Raw genomic sequence first — 17698 nt, 5'->3', positions numbered from 1 at the left:
AAAAAAGTTTTATAGTAGTTGATTTTTATTGTGGCATATTTAATACAACTCTAAATCCTAGATAAGAGTGTGTTGCATCCATATCATCGTAAGAGCGATTGGAGGTAGTTTGCATGGATGGGGTATCCTTCCAGCTGCCGCCTCTAATCACTTTTCTTCTTTGGAATCGAGATTGTGTTGTCGGTGTACCTATTTGAATATCCGGGTTAAAACGATTTTGAAAGTTTTCGCCTCCTTCGTAATAAGAGGTCAGCACCCATTCCGAAACGTTATCGGTCATATTGTACAACCCTATATTGCCTTTTTGACCTTCATATACGTTTACGGGAAATATTCTGGCGGGTTGTTCTTCAGATGTATCTTTTTTCTTTTTCGCAGCCTTTGCGTTTGCTTGGGCCGTTCTTTCATCAAGGCTGGCTGCATATAACCATTCTGCTTCGGTTGGGAGTCGACAGCGGCCTCCTTGTGATAGTTTATTTTTAATTTGATAAGGGTAGATTTTTTGTTTGGTAATCCAGTCGCAGAAAGCATTTGCCTGATTCCAGCTTACACCTACAACCGGAAAGTTTTGATATTTGGGGCTGCTGAAATAATTAACGGCCATGTGTTCATTGTTGGAGTAACCGAAGTCGCGTAACCAACAAAGTGTATCCGGATAAATGGGGATTTCATATTTGTAAATAAATTCTGTGGGGTTTCTGTCACGATTTTCTTTCTTAGCTGCTTCAAGATAATTGAAGCCGTGCATCAGGTATACCAGCCTCTTGGGATCGATGCTTCTTTTATTGTCAACAGATCTGGAGGGATCGATGAAGAAGTCTCCTAGTATTTCAATGATTTGAGGATTATTATAATTAATTTTAGAAGCCAATTTCCAGTTTACAGCTGTATCACTGCCATTGATTTTTATGTATTCGCCTCCTAAAATTCTTGCTGCAATAGAGTCGCGTACCCAGTGCACGAATTCTCTATATTGAGCGTTTGTAATTTCGGTTTGCGAAATATAAAAGCCGCTTATTAACACTGGTTTGACACGTTCTTTTTTTGTTACCGACGAGGTGTCGTTTTCATCTCCCATGATAAAGGTTCCGGTAGGAATTTCTACCACCGATAAGGGAATAGTAGATGAAATTGCCGATTTTTTAGCTACTAGTTTTTTTAATCGCAAGCTTTTTTGCGCATAAACACTATTGCTGATAAGTAAAAAAGTAATAACAAAGCATGAAATGAACCTCATATCTTTTATGGTGTTTTATACTCAAAGTGTGTAATAGCTTTTCAGCAAATGATATACCAAAGCCGCCAAAATGCACCAGCAGATGATTTTTGTTTGCTATATCTTTGTTAGCTTATATTGTTTTTAGTGCTTGTTCCAAGTCTTGAATCAAATATTCCGGTTCTTCCAGTCCGCAGTATAATCGTATGTGGCGGTGATATTCATTATCTGGGTTGTAGTCTTGTTCCGGTATAAAAGTGCAACGGGGTATCACAAGACTTTCGTGACCACCCCAGCTTACGGCCATCAGAAAGTGTCGTAAACTTTCACAGAAATGGATGATTGAGCTTCTGTCATATTTTTTCAGAATTATCGTAACCAACCCTAGTGCAGCTTTCATCTGCTTTTTGGCGAGCTCATACTGTTCAAACGAAGGATGAAAAGGAAATATAATTTTTTCTATAGCAGGATGCTGGTCCAAAAAGCTTATTATCCGCTGCGTGGTTTGATGGATGCGTTCCAGACGCAAAGGCAGTGTGCGAAGACCTCTTAATAAAAGCCATCCGTTAAAAGGCTGGAGACTGCTACCGATTGTCATCAACTCGGTATCGAAAATCTTTTTCATCATGGCGTTACTTCCGCATAGTACACCTCCTAATGTATCACTATGCCCCCCGATGTACTTGGTTGCTGTCTGCATGGCAATATCAATACCTATATCTATTACATTCTGATAAATGGGAGTGCAATACGTATTATCGATGAAGGTGACGATATTATGTTTTTTAGCGAGTTGCGCTATTTGTGCCAGTGGCTGTAATTCATAAGTCCAGCTGTTGGGAGATTCCAAATAGAATAAGACTGTATTGTTCTGCCGTGCATTTTCCCACTCCTCAATAGTTTTTCCGTCTATATATGAAACCGTAACACCAAATCTTGGCAAAATAGCATCGAACATTTTTTTGGCCGAACTGTACGGATTTTTTACAGATACGATGTGGTCTCCGGCTTTTACATTTGCAAATACCCCGGCGAAAATAGCAGCAGCGCCACTGCTAAACAACAAGCAATCCTCTGCATGATCTAGGGCAGCTAATTTTTTGCGTAATATATCGGTTGTGGGATTAATACCCCTGCTGTAAACATAGGCTTGGCGCTCATCCTCAGCAATTTTACTAAAATCTTCTACTGTTTTAAATGCAAAGTTGCTGGCCTGCCAAATGGGAGGAGCCACTGCATTAAAATAAAGCTCCCTGTCCTCTCCCAGCTCATTAATGATATTGGAAATATCCATTTTATAATACTTTCTTTTTGGTGTTTTTATAAAAAATAAAGTATAGTAGCATGAACAATGCCAACACACTTAATCCTATCAGCGCTGCATGGTCATTTTTTTTGTAGTCCAGCGCAATGCTTGTTCCTACAAAAGCATAGGCCGCAATGAATATAATGGGTATTAACGGATAAAGTTTCATCTTATAGATGCCGGTCCCGTCAAGATGTTTTGTTTTTCTCCTGAAATAAAAAATACTGCCGGCAGATAAAGCCATGCCGAAGCAGTCTAAAAAAATGGAGAAGCTGAGTATTTTATCAAACTCTTCAGCCCAAAATACCACCAATACAGCTATTAATGAAAAAACTGTAAGCGAAGTGCTGAATACCCCATTTTTATTAGTGGATGAAAAAAATGAGGGAAGCACCTTGTCCTGACTCATGGCATACATCACGCGCGGATTACTTAATAAGGAGCCGTTGATATAAGCCAGCACTCCGAGAAATAGAAGTACAGAGAGTACGGTTTCGGCTTTGGAACCTAAAACCTTTGAAGCCATAATGGCTGCTATATTTTTGCTTTCCTTCAATTGCTCAAACCCTATCACGTATACGTACGCGTAATTCACCAGCAGATATAAGGATACGATGATAAGCATTCCCCAGAAGATGCTGCGAGGAACAGTTTTAGAGGGGTTTTTGATTTCTTCTCCAAAATTAATGGTCTGCTGATAGCCTCCATACGTAAAACTCACCGCCACTAGTCCAATTCCAAAAGCTTTAATATATTCTTTCATTGTGGGCGATATTACGCCTTCAGGTTGTATTCTAGGAGCGGGATCCGCAAAAAATATTGATAATACTAGTAAGGCAACTAAGCCGATTTTGATAAGCATTAATACATTTTGTGTACGGGAACTCATCCTCAGTCCCAGCATGTTGACACCATAGAATATAATAATGGCCACTATTGCTGTAATGATCTCTATGGTTTTGATATTGGGTGCGCTGGGAAATAGGATGCCTGCGATATATTCTGCACCTACCAGTGCTACCATTCCTAATGAAGCGGCATTACTTACAAGTATGATACAATTGATGGCAAAGGCAATGGAAGGATGGTAAGCGTAAGAAAATACTTTATAGTATCCGCCAGTTGCTGGGGTGCGCGATCCTATTTCGGCATAAGTCAACGCTCCGCAAAAAGCCACTAGGCCTCCAGCCAGCCAACATAAAAAATAGGTGATAACATCGGGTGTAGCACGCGCCACATTGATGGGTGCTCTAAATATCCCCATGCCTATTACAAAACTGACACTTATCATAGTAAGGTCAAATAGGCCAAGTTGCTTTTTCATCGTATTGAAGATATGTAATTAATAATTTCCGTTTCTAGAATGCAGGAAAACTATCAAAAACCGCATTTTATGTACTTAGGGGGTCAAAAATAAGTTTATCGGGCGGATTATGATAAAAAGCTAATCTTTGCAGTAAAGTTTATAGAGCATCGAAAGTATTAATCCGAACACTGTGATAAGTTCCGGTACTCGGAAATCTTTGTTCGGCTGCTTTTATACAAAGGTTTCAAGAGCGATGCTATAGCATGGACTTAGTTATGTAAATAAGTGCTCTGAATTAGGTAAACAACTGATTAATATCATTTTATTTATAAGAACGTACACGCAAATTTGTATTATGGGATACCTACTAGCGTTGTTTATAGGCCTTTCTTTGGGGCTCATTGGCGGAGGGGGCTCTATATTAACGGTTCCCATATTGGTCTATTTGTTTGATATACCCCCTGTGTTGGCCACCTCTTATTCCTTGTTTATAGTTGGCGTAACCAGCTTTGTAGGTTCTATAACGCACTGGGCAACTAACAAGTTGGATATGAGGATGGTACTAATATTCGGTTTAGCATCGGTCATGACGGTATTTTGTATTCGTCATTATATTATACCTAATTTACCGCAGGAGATAAGTATAAGTGGGCTTTCGATACCGGTTTCATTCATTACTATGATGCTTTTTGCTCTCTTAATGATAGTCTCCTCTTTTTCGATGATAAGGACGCATGAGCATGAACAAACATCTCAGCATAATACTAGTGTATTGAAAATACTCGGTTATGGAGTAGGAGTAGGACTGGTCACTGGGCTTCTGGGTGCTGGAGGGGGATTTTTATTGATTCCGGCATTAGTATTATTATTGCGTCTTCCGGTGAAAAGAGCCGTGGGAACCTCCTTGTTGATTATTACCATCAATAGTCTTATCGGCTTTGCCGACGATGTGACGCATCATAACATGGACTGGAAGTTGTTATTAAAAATTACCGGTGTGTCAATCGCTGGCATTTTAATCGGGATCGCATTGGGAAAAAGAATGGATGGTAGTGTATTGAAAAAGGGGTTCGGGTGGTTTGTATTGCTGATGGGGATTTACATTATTGTTCATGAGATATCACTCATTACCACATGATTTTAAAATAATCATATATGATCGAATGGATCAAACAACCTTGGCCTTGGTGGGTGGCCGGTCCGCTGATAGGGCTTACCGTGCCGGCTTTATTACTCTTAGGTAATAAGCATTTTGGTATTTCCGCCAATCTGCGTCATATATGCGCCGCATATTTTCCGGCAAACATTTCCTTTTTCAAATACAACTGGAAAAAAGAAATGTGGAATCTGTTTTTTGTAGCCGGACTGATATTAGGTGGTTTTATTGCTGCAACCTGGCTTCCGGACCCCAATCCTGTCGAGGTGGCTCCGGCTTTATTGTCAGAGCTGAATCAATATGGAATTACTGATCATCAGCATCAGTTGCCTTCAGAAATATTTAGCTGGCAAGGCTTCTTAACAGTAAGAGGATTGCTGATGTTGGTTGTAGGAGGGTTTCTGGTAGGATTTGGTACCCGTTATGCAGGTGGCTGTACCAGCGGCCATGCGATTATGGGATTGAGCAACCTGCAATGGCCTTCGCTGGTAGCGACTATTTGCTTTATGATTGGCGGATTTGTTATGGCAAATCTGATATTACCCTTTATTCTCAACCTCTAACGATCCATTATGAAAGAAGCAATAAAAGATACCGACTTTGAAGTGCGCCTTGATAATGATGTGATGGTACAGGAACCATGGTGGCGCAATATTAAATACTTGATTGTAGGTGTTTTGTTCGGCGTCGTATTTGTCAAAGCCGAAATTATTTCCTGGTTTCGCTATCAGGAAATGTTTCGCTTGCAAAGTTTCCATATGTACGGCGTTATAGGATCGGCTGTAGTAGTGGGAATGATTTCGGTGTGGTTGATTAAAAAGTTCAATATAAAAACCATTGATGGTGCCCCCATCACATTTGCCCCAAAAAAGTTTAATAAAGGACAGATATACGGAGGGGTGATGTTTGGACTAGGATGGGCCATGACTGGAGCTTGCCCGGGTCCCATATTTGTACAAATTGGTACTGGGGTAGGGGTAGTGCTTGTGGTACTGTTAAGTGCTATTGCCGGTACCTGGGTATATGGGTACCTGAGGGATAAACTTCCTCATTAATTATGTAAATAATGAAAACATATATATATGCAGATAGAGCAATTTGAAGATGTAAGTCTGGCCCATTATAGTTATGCTATATTGAGTGAGTGTCAGAAAGAGATTATTTTGATTGATCCGTCCCGTAACCCTCAACCCTATTATGATTACGCAAAAAAGCATGATGCTAGAATCGTCGGTGTTATTGAAACGCATCCTCATGCAGACTTTGTGAGCAGTCATGTAGAGATTGCTAATACTACCGGAGCTACAATTTATGTAAGCGAAAAAGTAGGCGCTTTTTATCCTCATCAGTCTTTCGATGAAGGACAGGTTATCGAGTTGGGTAAGATGCGTCTGATAGCACTGAATACTCCGGGACACTCTCCGGATAGTATATGTATTCTGCTGGAACATGAAGGCATACAGAAGGCGGTTTTCACCGGGGATACATTGTTTATAGGCGATTGTGGTCGGCCCGATTTAAGGGAAGGAGCGGGGAGTATACAACTCAGCAGAAATGAGCTGGCGCGCATGATGTACCATTCGCTACATGAAAAGCTGGCTTTGCTGAACGATGACGTTATCGTATATCCGGCGCACGGGGCGGGAACGCTTTGCGGTAAAAACTTGAGCGATGCTCCCAAAAGCACTATCGGTATCGAAAAGCAGACCAACTGGAGCTTACAACCCATGTCCGAGCAAGAATTCATGCAGCAGCTTCTAGAGGATCAGCCTTTTATACCGGCTTATTTCCCCTTTGATGTAGAGTTAAATCGCAAAGGTGCAGCACCGTTTAAAGAAAGTGTGGAAAAAGTACCCTTTAGTACTATGGTACCAAATTTGGAAGAAGAAATATTAATCATCGATACGCGTCCTCAGGATGCATATAAAAAAGGTCATCTACCCCATTCGGTGAATCTAATGAAAGGGGATAAGTTCGAAACTTGGTTGGGTAGCATCGTAAAACCAGGAGAACCCTTTTATATAGCAGCTGCCGATAAAAGCAGTGTGGATACGGCCATAGAACGCGCTGCAGCTATTGGTTACGAAACCAGTATACAACATGCTTTTATTGTTAATACCGGCTCATTGGCACAACCATTACTGGATGTGGAAGAATTTAGAAAGCACCCCGACGATTACACCATTGTAGATGTGCGTAACGACACCGAAGTGAAGAAGCGCCGAATCTTCGAAAATAGCATCGCAATTCCTTTAGGACAACTAAGAAATAATATTGATAAGATCCCTTCCGGTAAACCAATAGTAGTGCACTGTGCTGGAGGGTATAGAAGTGCGGCAGCAAGCTCCTTGCTACGAGCAAAATTACCGGCTGATGCAGTTGTATATGATTTGGGCGATGCAGTAAAAACTTTTTAATACGGCTTAGTGAAGGATAATGCACCCATAGATGTGGGTGCATTATTATTTAAGGATATGCCTCTTATATTTTTTGTAATGAAATTAAGCTGGTGTATTTAGCATTTTCTTACTTTTGCTGCGGTTTTTGGTCTCCGTTGTATGCGGAGTTAAAAGGGAAGTCCGGTGAAAGTCCGGCGCTATCCCCGTAGCTGTAAGGGCTCTTTCAGATTGGAAAGAAGTTTCAACAAAGAACCACTGTCCGGTAGGGATGGGAAGGTGTTGAAGCGGCCCAAGCCAGAAGACCTGCCAGAAATCACTATTACGAATCAGGCTTTCGGGTGAAAAGCATGAGATGTAACCGCTCTTTTGCGTTTATACCTCTCCTTCTTTTTCTTTCCGAGAGCAGTCAAACTAAAATTTATCACGCATGAAAAGGAAAATTTTAGTAGTGGCTGCTGTTATACTTCATGGCACACTACACGCTCAGCACGAAACCGTTAACAAAGACTTGGACGAAGTGGTAGTTACCGCTACCAGAAAAGAACAAAAGCAATCTCAAACCGGTAAAGTAATTACCGTAATTGACAGAGCGACGTTGGAAAACAATCCCGGTAAATCCCTCACCGAAATTCTAAATCAGTATGCAGGTCTCTTTACAGTAGGCGCCAATAATGCTCCTGCATCCAATCAAGAGTTTTATATGCGTGGTGCAGCTACGGGCAATACTTTGTTCTTGATTGATGGTATTCCACTGCAGGATCCGTCTTTTATTACCAATATTTACGACCTGAACAATATTAAGCCCGAGCATATCGAGCGTATCGAAATATTAAAAGGTGCACAAAGTACACTTTGGGGGAGTGCGGCCGTAGCAGGTGTGATTAATATCATTACTAAAAAGGGAGGAGAAAAATCCATATCCCCGTCCGTATCACTAGCATACGGAACTTACAACACTTTTCAAGGCGATGTTAGTATCAAAGGAAGTATAAAGCGTTTCTCGTATAATGTTATATATAACCGTACGCAGACCGATGGTTTTTCTGCAGCATATGATAGTATTGGCGGCCGTTCGTTTGACAAAGACGGATTAAGGCAAAATAACTTTCAGGCCAATCTGCAGTATCGTATTTCTGATGTACTCTCGATACAATTGATGAGTAATTACGGTCAATATAAAGCTGATGCAGATGCTGGTGCCTATGCCGATGATTATGATATCACTGCTCGAAGCAAGACCTTCATCAATAATCTGGGGCTACATTATAAGCGCGGCAAAACTACGTTACACCTTACACAAAGCTTTGTGCGTTCCGATCGTTTTCACTATGATGATAGCACAGATGTGGGAGCACTGCGTCTGGATCCGGCGGCTACTTACTATACCGTCTGGTCAGATGCTGGATATAAGGGATTGTCTTCGGTAACGGAATTGTATGGTAACTACCACTTCTCTTCGCACGCCTCCATAGTAGGAGGTGTGCAGTATATCGCACAAAAAACCGATCAGCATTACACGAGCATATCCAATTACGGACCTTATGATGCATTGCCAATTAGCAGCGATTCGGCCAAAGCACGCAATCTTTCTGTATATGCATCTCTATTACTTGCAGAATTAAAGCGTTTTAATATTGAGATAGGTGGGCGCTATAATCATTTTAGCGTATATGGTAATAATACCACTTTTACCTTCAACCCTTCATATCACATAGGTGATGGGGCCATTGTTTTTTTAAACGTATCCAGCGGATATAATACGCCTTCATTGTATCAGCTGTACAGCGAGTATGGAAACAGAGACTTGAAGCCTGAAAAAAGTATCAACTACGAATTAGGGTTGCAGACTTTTATGAACGATAATCGCAATCATTTACGCATTGTGGCATTTAAAAGGGATATTAAGGATTTGATCATTTTCTATACTAATCCTGATACTTATGTCAGCCAATACCGAAATCGTGACGAACAACACGATTACGGTTTTGAGGTGGAGAGCAATGTGGTAGTGGATAATATAGGCCGTTGGGTGAACAACTTTTCGTACATCAATGGGAATGGTACTAACGATGGTGAAAAAATCCGTAACCTTTACCGCAGGCCTAATTTTACCTTCAATAGTACGCTTACTTTAAATCCCTCTTCCCGGCTTACCCTTGCACCGGCATTCCGCTTTGTAGGGGAGCGTCTTGCAGGGGAGTATGATTTGGGTGGGCCCAATCCCATGCCGGCCTATTATACCGTAGATTGTTATGTGGCGTATAAAGTAAACCGTTGGCTGAAGTTGTTTGGAGATTTTCGCAACATCACCGATCAAAAATATTTTGATGTATATGGATATAATAGCCGTCGTTTTAACTTTTTAGCTGGTTTGAGGTGTTCTTTGTAGCGGCTTATACGTCAACCAATGCCATGTAATATTGTTTATATAAGGCAATGTTACATGGCGTTGTTATTTTCACATGCTCATTACCAGCTAAAGAATTATTATATTTATTGTATGAATGATATAAAGAGTGTGTCTTTTAAAAACCATTATCCATGCAATTCAGCTACAAGGATTTATTGACGGTAACTTTTACTCTGTTTGCAATCATCGATATTATCGGCTCCATTCCGATTCTGATATCGATTAAAAATAAAGCGGGAGGTATTCGCGAATTGCGGGTAACGGTCATTGCCGGCGTGCTCATGATACTCTTTCTGTTTATGGGAGGCCCCATATTGGATATACTGGGGCTAGATGTAAAATCCTTTGCTGTGGCGGGCTCCATAGTTATATTCATTCTGGGGCTGGAAATGGTATTGGGAGTAGAGTTTTTTAAATCGGATGACGATGTAAAAGCAGCTACAATAGTGCCTCTTGCATTTCCACTCATTGCAGGCTCGGGAACTCTTACTACTATTATGTCGCTTAAAGCGAATTATCAGATACAGGTCATTCTGGCGGCTATTGTTATAAATCTACTGATTATTTACATTGTTCTAAAGTCGCTCAACGGTGTATCCAGATTATTAGGTCCCAGTGGTCTTACAGCCATCAGAAAATTTTTCGGGGTGATATTGCTGGCGATATCCGTTAAAATATTTGCAACTAATGCTGCAGGTTTGATTCATTAGTATTAGCACTGATAGAAAATAATCGTTTAATAGAGGTTGCCTGTAATTTTTTTAGCCTAATTTTGCCGCCCGGAAGAGCCTTCCCCTGATTGTATGTTGGCCTCGTAGTACAATGGATAGTACGCAAGTCTCCGGAACTTGAGATCCCAGTTCGATTCTGGGCGAGGCTACCAATACCTATCTTGTTTTTAGCTTTTCTTTTTTTCTTTTATTTGCTGAAGTGTTGTATTGACATATTTATTATGCTGCTGGGATTTGGGCGTGCCTATTCTTTGTGCGGCGTAAATCCCAGAGTGTCCGCTAAAATAGTAAGCAGTAAAGCAAGCTACAGCATAGTAAAGGATATGATCGCCACCAAACAGCTCTATGCCCATTATGGTGCATGCTATAGGTGTATTGGTAGCTGCCGCGAATACCGCAATAAATCCCAGTCCTGCCATTAGATCGACGGGGGCTCCTGAAAGATCGGCTATGGTATTGCCCAGAGTAGTTCCAATGAAAAACAACGGCGTTACTTCGCCTCCTTTAAAACCGGTACCGATGGTAATAGCAGTAAACAACAGTTTCCAGAACCAGCTGAAGGTTGTGGCGCCGCCTTCATTAAAAGAAGACAGTATGGAAACGCTGCCTGTATGAGGGTTGGCTACACCAAGACTCAAATAGTCTTCAGTACCCAGTATAGTAGCCAGCAAAATAATAGTCAAGCCTCCTAAAGCTGGAATCATCCATTTTCTATGTACCCATCGATGGCTATAGATTTTTATAAGATGCGTGGTTTCGGCAAACAAGTATCCTGCAAATCCGAAGGCAACACCGGCTACAATTACTTTAAGAAGAAGTAATGGATTAATATGAAATAAGACAGGCAAACTATCTGTTTGTTCTGTGAAGCTGATATTGTAAGCCGTATGCTGAATACCCCATGCCGTGCAAACTAGATCGCCCAGTACACTGGCTATAAAACAAGGCATCAGAGCTTTGTATTTAATTTTTCCCAGTGTAATTACTTCCAGTGCGAAAATAGCTCCAGTTACGGGTGTACCAAATACGGCCCCAAATCCGGCAGCTACGCCGCTCATCAACAGAATGCCTGTATCATCGGCAGACAACTTTAGTTTTTTACTAAAGAATTGTGCAATGCTACCACCTATCTGTACGGCAGTGCCTTCACGTCCGGCAGAGCCTCCAAACAAATGGGTAATTACCGTAGTAAATAGCACTAGTGGTGCCATACGCAATGGGATACTTCCAGCGGGATTGTGTATTTCGTTTATGATAAGATTATTGCCTTGCTCGGCATTCTTTCCCCAATGCGTATAAAGCAGGTATATAAAAATCCCCGCTAGTGGAAGTAGGTACAGCAGCCATGGATGTATAAAGCGATAATGGATGGCTACTTCTAGCGACCACAAAAAAAGTGCTACCATAGAGCCTACTACAGCAGCTACAGGAAACACCAGCAGTGTCCATTTTAAAAGATAGGAAGCAATAGCGTACTGCTCGAAAGAAGATTTGAATTGTTTCATGCCTACAAATACTAATAGGTTTAAATGATCAATAAATAACCATAATTTGTAGGCGCCATCAGTTCCGGTGGGGGAAACGGTTCAAATAGGAAGACACCATTTCCTTTTAATGTGAGGCGAAGTTAGGAGTTTTTGAATAAATACATAAAAACCCGATCATGTATGCTGACCGGGTTTCTTTAGAAATACACTAATACATTTTATTGTAACGCTGCCAGAGCGGCTGCATAATTGGGTTCCTGTGTGATTTCCGGAACCTGTTCGGTATAAACAATGGCTCCGTTTTCGTTTGCTACCACCACAGCACGGCTCAGCAAACCCTTGAGGGGAGAGTCTGTTAGTGTTACACCGTAATCTTCTCCAAAGCTTCCTCTGAAGTCGGAAAGAGTTTCCACATTAGCAATACCTTCTGCTGCGCAAAATCTTTTCTGTGCAAAAGGAAGATCTCTTGAAACATTGATTACTACAGTATTTTCCAACTTAGCAGCTTCTTCATTAAACTTCCTTACAGAGGCGGCACAAACGCCTGTGTCTATGCTGGGGAAAATGTTCAATACGATTTTTTTCCCTTTGTAATCTGCAAGTGTTTTTTCACTGAGATCATCTTTTACTAAAGTAAAGTCTTTCAGCTGGCTACCTACTGCTGGTAGCGTGCCGGATGTATTAACAGGAGATCCTTTAAAAGTAATTTGTGACATAGTAAATGTTAATTTTTTTTAAGAAACTGTTATTCGAAAAATATTCTGAAAGTCACTAACGAAAAAAATAAAAGAATTAGTATATTAGTTGTGACTATTGATGCAATATCCGAAAAATTAATTGATTGACAACTACTCTTATGGTCTTTTTTACATAATGATAATGAAAAAACAGGAATAATGTGGATGGGAAGAAACAGCTGCTTGAATAAATTAGTGTTGAATCATTAAAAAGCGTTACTTTCAGGGTTAAAAAAATATCACCGAAAAATTTTGTTGTAATTTATTTTTTGTTAGAATTGTACTCTTATTTTTTAAAGAGCTTAAATATTTAAAAACTAAAAAACTAAGATCATGGCTGAAAATCAAGCTAAGCCGGTAGCAGCGGCAACGACTTCTGTGCAACCTAAAAAGAGTGGAAACCTGATTTCGTGGGTGGCACCTGCATTATGTATTATTGCTGGTTATTGTATTTGGAGATTTGGCATGGGTAATCCTGCAGGGTTTAAATCACCAGATCCAGCGGGAGGTTTTTGGCCGCACCATTTAGGGCCAGTTGATGCGTTCCACAGAATTTACGAAGGTGGTATCATCGTGCCTCTCTTGATTGGTATGCTTTTAATGACCATCGTTTTCGCCATCGAAAGATTCCTTACTATCAGCAAAGCATTAGGTAAAGGAAATATCAGCAACTTTATCCGTAAAGTACAATATCAACTGGCTAACAAAAATGTTGACGCTGCTATTGCAGAGTGCGACAAACAAAAAGGCTCTGTTGGTAATGTAATGAAAGCTGGTCTGCGTCGTTATAAAGAAATGATCAGTGCAACTGACCTCGATACTGAACAAAAAGTAATCGCTATTCAAAAAGAAGTTGAAGAAGCTACAGCCCTGGAATTACCAATGCTTCAGAAAAACCTGGTGTTCCTGTCTACAATCGTATCGTGCGGTACACTGGTAGCGCTGTTAGGTACGGTAATGGGTATGATTCGTTCATTCGCTGCACTGGGTGAATCTGGTGGCGGTGGAGACTCTAGCCAGCTGGCGGTTGGTATCTCTGAAGCGCTGTATAACACTGCTTTGGGTATCGGTACTTCTGCTTTGGCGTTGATATTCTACAACATGCTTACTACAAGAATCGATAATATCACTTATGGTATTGACGAGTCCGGATTTACATTAACTCAATCTTTTGCTTCTCTGTACAAATAATTACACGAGCAAAATTTTGTAACTTTTTTATGGAAAATCCGAGTTGTATCGTCTTATAATAAAACAGTGATTTTATATGCCAAAAGTTAAGATAGCCAGGAAATCGACTGATACGGACATGACGCCCTTCGTGGACATCGCGTTCCTTATCCTGTCGTTTTTCATCATGGCAACGAAATTTAAACCACCGGAGGCGGTACCTATTACTACGCCGAACTCGGTGTCTTCACAAAGATTGCCTGAGAACGATGCTGTAATGATCAGCATTGATAAGGATGATAAAGTATATTTCTCTATCATGGCTCAAAAAGACCCTCAAATAGCGAGGGATATTATCAAAGCTGCCGCTGAAGCCAGAAATATTCCAATTTCGGATGAGCAGGCTGCTAACTATATCTCTGGAGACATGATAGGTGTACCCTTTAGCAAACTAGGACCATTCCTAGCACTTTCTAAAGATCAAAAAAGGTCTTACGTTCAGGAAGGTATTCCGGTAAAAGATTCAGCGAACAATGAATTGTATTACTGGATTGCTGCGACTCGTACTGTTTACATGGGTAAAACCGTGAAATTCCTTATTAAAGGGGATAATGTGTCTAAATACCCTGCTTTCAAAGCAGTAATTGATGCATTGAAGAAAAACGATGAGCAGAAGTACAACCTAGTAACCATGCCGGAAGGAGCTCCTGAAGGAACACCGCTATGGTACGAGCGTAATGCTAAAAAGAATTAATAATCGTTTAACTCCAAAAACTGAAAAGTTATGGCAAGTTTAGATACTGGTGATGACGGCGGACACAAAAAAGGTCCTGGCGTTAAGAAAGCCAAAAAGCTGAGCACCAAGGTGGATATGACACCCATGGTGGACTTGGGGTTCCTGCTGATCACCTTCTTCATATTCACCTCGACCATGAGCTCTCCTACTACAATGGACCTGAACATGCCAAAGGATACTGAAAAGCAGGAAGAGCAAACTAAGGTGAAAATGTCAGGAGCGCTTACAATTTTGTTAGCGAAAGATAATAGCATCTTCTATTACGAGGGAGAACTGACCAATGAAAACGCAAGTCAGATCTTTAAATCCTCTAACTTTAATGAAATCAGAGATGTTATCATCAACAAAAAGAAGGAGGTAGAATCCAGATACGTTCCGGACCCCGCTTGCGAGGCTAAAGCCAAGGCTGACGGAAAAGATCCCAACGACTGTCGTCAAAAGGATTTCTTCGTACTGATTAAACCTACAGATGATGCAAATTATAAAGGAGTGATCGACATTCTGGATGAGATGACCATCAACAAAGTATCACGCTATGCATTGTTGGAGCCATTTGAAACAGAATTAGATCTTGTAAATGCGTCAGTAGGCTCAGCTGCTGCTGGACAATAACCGTCTTTTTGTGGAATGTGAGCATTTTTGCATCTCAATATTAACAAACTTAAAAAGTAATGGAAGCTAATAAAATATTAACCACTGACTTTTTGGACCTTCTTTTTGAGGGTCGCAATAAAAGTTATGGTGCATATGAGCTTCGTAAAACCTATCCGAAAAGGTTGTGGTTGGCTTTGGCATTCACCGCCCTTGCTCTTGTAGTGATTGCGGGAATAGCCATTGTAAAAAGCCAACTAAAACCGGCGGTAGACAACGAAGCCGTAAAAATCAATGAGGTTACGATTCAAAACATTCAACAGGAGAAGCCGGAGGAACCACCACCCCCTCCACCACCGCCGCCACCCAAACAGGCGCCTCCACCCCAAATTGAAATGAAACAGTTCACACCTCCTAAAATCGTAAAAGATGAAGAGGTGAAGGAACCACCACCCGCAGTGGAAGAGTTGAAGGAAACCAAAATTGGTACCATCAACCAAGAGGGTATTAAAGATATTGGTATCGTTACCCCGCCAGCTGCAGTGGATGCCGGTAAAGGTCTGGTGCAGGCTAAACCTGTAGAAAAAGAACCTGAAGTATTTACCAAAGTAGAGGTAGATGCTTCTTATCCGGGTAACTGGGTAAACTTTCTGCAAAGAAACTTGGATTCTCAGGTGCCTGTAGAAAATGGTGCTCCTCCCGGAAACTACACGGTGATAATCCAATTCATTGTGGATGTAACCGGTACTGTAAGTGATGTGAAGGCTTTGACTAACGTGGGTTACGGAATGGAGCAGGAAGCCATTCGGGTAATTAAAAAGTCCGGTAAATGGAAACCTGCGATTCAGAATGGACGTGAAGTAAAAGCTTACAGAAAGCAGCCGATTACCTTCCAGGTGGTTGAGCAGTAAATATGACTAATGATCTTAAAGGTTTTAAGTAGTTTTAAAATCCCGCTTTTTCAGGCGGGATTTTTTATTATTTCTATCTTCCCCAGCCGCTCACAATCGACGATATATGCAGGTTGACTCGTTTATTGTCGGTATCGTCAAGAGAATTTATTGGAAGGACCTGTGTAGTAGCCTTTTGAATGTAAAGAAAGGAGTTATTTAATTCTTATTTACAATGAGAAGACTAAGTCTTAAACAGGGGAAAGTTATTTATTGCATTAATCCTGTTACGCCATAAGATAGATAGGAGGATTGTATGTTATAAGCTGTGGCGTTTGATAGCACCGATTGATAATCTTAAAAAAAAGCAGGTATATTTACCTGCGTTTTTGAGTTGAAATACTGTATAATTAGTTTCTATATTCAGGATTAATCAGCATCTGAATAGATTCGTTAAGCATTTCATTTTTCTTGGACATAAAAGTTTCCATTTGCTCCACCGGGAGTTTCAGCTGGTACGAGTTATTGGCGGCCAAAACCTGCTCGAAATTAGGATTTAGCTGATTGAATGTTTCCTCATCCATACCCAGATATTTTACAATGGCTTTCACTTTATATCGGCCATTGATAGTCTGAACTTTCACGTCTTTGTGAGTTGCCTCGTCCTTTACAGTTTCCATCATTGCTAACGCTTTTTCTTTGGATACTGTGGTTACACCACCTTTTCCTTCCATGATATAGTGTGTAGCAATGAATTTTTTCACATGATTACGGCTTTCTGCGGGAAGATGGTATTGCAGTTTCCAGAAGTCACTAGAACCGGCTTTTGCGATGGCCGAATTCACTCTTCCAGGGCCGCAGTTATAAGCAGCTACTACCAATAACCAGTCGCCATAGATGTCAAACAGGTAATTAAGATATTTAGCTGCAGCTTTTGTACTTTTTAGATAATCTCTTCTTTCATCTACGCGGCGATCCACTCGAAGCCCCAATGTTCGGGCTGTAGCTGGCATAAACTGCCAAGGGCCCACAGCACCTGCCCAAGAAACCGCTGAAGCACGAAGATGCGATTCAATTACAGCAAGATATTTCATTTGTTTGGGCACATTATTTTGGGTGAGCACATCATCCATCATATCAAAATAAGGGCGTGCCCAATTTTGCATGTCCATTAGAGATTCATAGTGTTTTTCTATATAATCCTGGACAAAACTAAGTGCCTGCGGGTTGAGATGATCGAAATTAATATTCTTTATACTCGATGATGCTGAGTTAAGCGCGTTGGTATTCTCAAATACGTTTTTAAACCCATCTTTGGGATCCGCCTTTTTTACCGATGAGGCCGCATTATTAGCGGTAACAGGGTTTGCTGTTACCAGCGGATTAATTTGAGCAAATGAAAGTGTGGAAAGAGCAGAAAATACCACCACCAATCCATAGCGCCTTGATGTCTTTTTACTACTTGTCATTCCTTTTAGATGTTTTAAAGAAGTCAAAGGTTGT

General features: G+C 40.8%; 16 protein-coding genes, 1 tRNA gene and 2 riboswitches. Of the genes, 11 read left to right on the top strand and 6 right to left on the bottom strand.

Annotation, left to right across the window (positions count from 1 at the left end; all coding sequences use genetic code 11):
* Nucleotides 1–25: 25 nt before the first annotated feature.
* The 3 genes from porK to V2H41_RS10485 all read right to left on the bottom strand — a co-directional run bounded on the left by porK (nucleotide 26) and on the right by V2H41_RS10485 (nucleotide 3846).
* Nucleotides 26–1237, bottom strand: coding sequence for a T9SS ring complex lipoprotein PorK/GldK (porK, locus tag V2H41_RS10495; RefSeq protein WP_330975107.1), 1212 nt, complete (start codon nucleotides 1235–1237; stop codon nucleotides 26–28).
* A gap of 112 nt (nucleotides 1238–1349) precedes the next feature.
* On the bottom strand, nucleotides 1350–2510 hold the full coding sequence (locus tag V2H41_RS10490; protein WP_330975106.1) for a trans-sulfuration enzyme family protein: 1161 nt from the start codon (nucleotides 2508–2510) through the stop codon (nucleotides 1350–1352).
* 1 nt (nucleotide 2511) lies between these two features.
* Entirely contained in the window at nucleotides 2512–3846 is a 1335-nt protein-coding gene (locus tag V2H41_RS10485; protein ID WP_330975105.1) for an APC family permease, read from the bottom strand.
* A 337-nt stretch (nucleotides 3847–4183) separates the two neighbouring features.
* Between V2H41_RS10485 and V2H41_RS10480 the strand changes: the two genes are divergently transcribed.
* The 7 genes from V2H41_RS10480 (at nucleotide 4184) to V2H41_RS10450 (ending at nucleotide 10676) form a co-directional block, all read left to right on the top strand.
* The gene (locus tag V2H41_RS10480) at nucleotides 4184–4966 is read left to right on the top strand and encodes a sulfite exporter TauE/SafE family protein (RefSeq protein ID WP_330975104.1); all 783 of its coding nucleotides are present in this window, start codon (nucleotides 4184–4186) and stop codon (nucleotides 4964–4966) included.
* A gap of 17 nt (nucleotides 4967–4983) precedes the next feature.
* Nucleotides 4984–5547, top strand: coding sequence for a YeeE/YedE family protein (locus tag V2H41_RS10475; protein WP_330975103.1), 564 nt, complete (start codon nucleotides 4984–4986; stop codon nucleotides 5545–5547).
* Between the two features lie 9 nt (nucleotides 5548–5556).
* The gene (locus V2H41_RS10470; RefSeq protein ID WP_330975102.1) at nucleotides 5557–6039 is read left to right on the top strand and encodes a DUF6691 family protein; all 483 of its coding nucleotides are present in this window, start codon (nucleotides 5557–5559) and stop codon (nucleotides 6037–6039) included.
* A 27-nt stretch (nucleotides 6040–6066) separates the two neighbouring features.
* Nucleotides 6067–7401: an MBL fold metallo-hydrolase gene (locus V2H41_RS10465; protein ID WP_330975101.1), complete on the top strand. Its 1335-nt coding sequence runs from the start codon at nucleotides 6067–6069 to the stop codon at nucleotides 7399–7401.
* Between the two features lie 111 nt (nucleotides 7402–7512).
* A riboswitch (cobalamin riboswitch) is annotated at nucleotides 7513–7708 on the top strand.
* Nucleotides 7709–7810: 102 nt separating this feature from the next.
* Entirely contained in the window at nucleotides 7811–9772 is a 1962-nt protein-coding gene (locus tag V2H41_RS10460; RefSeq protein WP_330975100.1) for a TonB-dependent receptor plug domain-containing protein, read from the top strand.
* A gap of 152 nt (nucleotides 9773–9924) precedes the next feature.
* Nucleotides 9925–10503, top strand: coding sequence for a MarC family protein (locus V2H41_RS10455; protein ID WP_330975099.1), 579 nt, complete (start codon nucleotides 9925–9927; stop codon nucleotides 10501–10503).
* A 98-nt stretch (nucleotides 10504–10601) separates the two neighbouring features.
* Nucleotides 10602–10676 (top strand) — tRNA-Arg (locus V2H41_RS10450).
* Between the two features lie 15 nt (nucleotides 10677–10691).
* Here V2H41_RS10450 and V2H41_RS10445 read toward each other — a convergent pair.
* Both V2H41_RS10445 and tpx read right to left on the bottom strand, forming a co-directional pair.
* Entirely contained in the window at nucleotides 10692–12029 is a 1338-nt protein-coding gene (locus tag V2H41_RS10445; RefSeq protein WP_330975098.1) for a voltage-gated chloride channel family protein, read from the bottom strand.
* Nucleotides 12030–12071: 42 nt separating this feature from the next.
* A riboswitch (Fluoride riboswitch) is annotated at nucleotides 12072–12142 on the bottom strand.
* An 87-nt stretch (nucleotides 12143–12229) separates the two neighbouring features.
* Nucleotides 12230–12727: a thiol peroxidase gene (tpx, locus tag V2H41_RS10440; RefSeq protein ID WP_330975097.1), complete on the bottom strand. Its 498-nt coding sequence runs from the start codon at nucleotides 12725–12727 to the stop codon at nucleotides 12230–12232.
* 354 nt (nucleotides 12728–13081) lie between these two features.
* On the opposite strand from tpx, the gene V2H41_RS10435 reads away from it, so the two are divergent.
* From V2H41_RS10435 to V2H41_RS10420, 4 genes are all read left to right on the top strand, one after another.
* Nucleotides 13082–13939 (top strand): MotA/TolQ/ExbB proton channel family protein, encoded by an 858-nt coding sequence (locus V2H41_RS10435; RefSeq protein ID WP_330975096.1) that lies wholly within the window; start codon nucleotides 13082–13084, stop codon nucleotides 13937–13939.
* Between the two features lie 76 nt (nucleotides 13940–14015).
* The gene (locus V2H41_RS10430) at nucleotides 14016–14672 is read left to right on the top strand and encodes an ExbD/TolR family protein (RefSeq protein WP_330975095.1); all 657 of its coding nucleotides are present in this window, start codon (nucleotides 14016–14018) and stop codon (nucleotides 14670–14672) included.
* Nucleotides 14673–14702: 30 nt separating this feature from the next.
* A complete protein-coding gene (locus tag V2H41_RS10425; protein WP_330975094.1) occupies nucleotides 14703–15326 on the top strand; it encodes an ExbD/TolR family protein in 624 nt (207 codons plus the stop codon).
* A gap of 59 nt (nucleotides 15327–15385) precedes the next feature.
* Nucleotides 15386–16216 carry an energy transducer TonB gene (locus V2H41_RS10420; RefSeq protein ID WP_330975093.1) on the top strand — a complete coding sequence of 277 codons (831 nt, stop codon included), beginning with the start codon at nucleotides 15386–15388 and terminating at the stop codon, nucleotides 16214–16216.
* Nucleotides 16217–16605: 389 nt separating this feature from the next.
* Here the strand turns inward: V2H41_RS10420 and V2H41_RS10415 are convergent, their stop codons facing one another.
* Entirely contained in the window at nucleotides 16606–17664 is a 1059-nt protein-coding gene (locus V2H41_RS10415) for a lytic transglycosylase domain-containing protein (protein ID WP_330975092.1), read from the bottom strand.
* Between the last annotated feature and the right edge of the window lie 34 nt (nucleotides 17665–17698).

This window comes from Niabella digestorum, from assembly GCF_036409055.1.
GTDB classification, from domain to species: domain Bacteria; phylum Bacteroidota; class Bacteroidia; order Chitinophagales; family Chitinophagaceae; genus Niabella; species Niabella composti.
Note: the sequence above shows the minus strand (reverse complement) of the source record. Positions and strands in the feature narration are given on the sequence as shown.